The organism is Pseudomonas sp. Snoq117.2 (assembly GCF_900110545.1).
GTDB classification, from domain to species: domain Bacteria; phylum Pseudomonadota; class Gammaproteobacteria; order Pseudomonadales; family Pseudomonadaceae; genus Chryseomonas; species Chryseomonas benzopyrenica.
In genome coordinates this window covers 1-1,343 of the sequence record NZ_FOED01000046.1, presented here as the reverse complement: position 1 = coordinate 1,343, position 1,343 = coordinate 1, and the positions used below count along the sequence as shown (strand labels likewise).

2 protein-coding genes are annotated in these 1,343 nt (G+C 60.3%); both read left to right on the top strand.

Annotated elements, in window-relative coordinates:
• Positions 1–252 precede the first annotated feature (252 nt).
• Positions 253–516, top strand: coding sequence for a hypothetical protein (locus tag BMZ43_RS25945; protein WP_007163064.1), 264 nt, complete (start codon positions 253–255; stop codon positions 514–516).
• Between the two features lie 408 nt (positions 517–924).
• On the top strand, positions 925–1,167 hold the full coding sequence (locus BMZ43_RS25940) for a hypothetical protein (protein WP_007163063.1): 243 nt from the start codon (positions 925–927) through the stop codon (positions 1,165–1,167).
• Positions 1,168–1,343: the final 176 nt, after the last annotated feature.

Below are 1,343 nucleotides of genomic sequence, written 5' to 3'. Positions count from 1 at the left end.
GACCGGTGTCGGACTGTTCGCTGGTCTGGTGATCTCTTCCCTGGCTGGGAACTACCTGATCACCCGGCGCCGCCCTGAGCGCCAGGTTGGCGAGTCACCGGCATGAAGCCAGCGGTGGCTTGGTGACCTAGTCGCGCAGGGCGTTGATGCCTGGCCGAGATCTCCGCGATGTAAGTACCTTCCACAGGCCTTAATTGGCCGTTGACCCTATCAAGATGCGAATCCGCATCTGCAGACGTAATGGAGAGTTGAATGGGCATTGAAGGGTTTAAAGCTACGTGGGAAGCCCAGATTCCTGAGCTAAGTGAGCGTATCAAGGCAAACTGGTACCGCCAGCTTGCCGCGGTATCGGCAAGCCCAACGCCAGCCGCAGCCACTGAGGCTGCGCTGGTCGCCAAAGGCTATCTGGTCGGCTTGCTGGATGCAGAGGCCATTGATGAGCCCGCGGCAAGCCTGCTGGGTGGGTATCTCGTGCATATAGAACAGGATGTCATGGCACGCCTCGGCTCTTCGTGAAGCCGGCCGAGCGTCCTCCTTCCGATGCTGAAGGCCACGCAATGTTGACATGGAAAGAGAAGCGCGATGGCCCGCCCGCCGAGGTGGCCGAGCTTCTCGGAAAGCTGCCGGATGCCGAGTTGGCCAAGAGACTAGGGGTCAACCGACGCTTGATCTGGAAATGGCGCACGGAGCCTGGTGATCTCTTCCCTGGCTGGGAGCTACCTGATCACCCGGCGCCGCCCCGAGCGCCAGGCTGGTGAATCGCCGGCGTGAGGGCGCGCGAAATGCCGGCGATGAAATAACGCAATGCAAGGATGCCTGCTTGGGCGGCTCACTGCGCGCCAGGCGACTTAATGGGTTGGTCGGACGTTTCAACTCTCAAGCCAGCTCCGAACACTAAAATCAGCGATGGTGAACGAGGTACCAATGCTCAACTCAGTGCAGAAAAGACATGTAGCCAAGGTGTTCCCAGAGTCTCGCGAGCAGATGGCTCAATACCTACTCGCTGGCGTCGATGTGGTGATCTATCACCAGACCGAATGCACGCCCGATGTTCCTGCGTTTGCAGTCGCGCCAAAGGACGACATCGAATTCTGGATTGGCTGCTGGGACAGTGCAGAAGTGGCGCAGCGCGAAGCTGAGGCCCTCGGCTTGCACGTCGTGCAGTAACGATGACCTCCCTTTCGGTTGGGTGCCCCTACGTTCTGAAGGCCGCTGAATTCCTGGCAGGTATCGGCCTCACCGTTCTGTGGCGCCCGGGCGCATCGGGCTTCATCGACCATATCGAGGTCGTTGCCGGGGCGCTGCACCTGGATCCGCGGTGCTCGATCTCGGCACTGCTGCAC

What these genes read in the sequence shown, in the direction of transcription:
- BMZ43_RS25945 (WP_007163064.1), top strand. Translation starts at nt 253, where the DNA reads ATGGGCATTGAAGGGTTTAAAGCTACGTGGGAAGCCCAGATTCCTGAG.
- BMZ43_RS25940 (WP_007163063.1), top strand. Translation starts at nt 925, where the DNA reads ATGCTCAACTCAGTGCAGAAAAGACATGTAGCCAAGGTGTTCCCAGAG.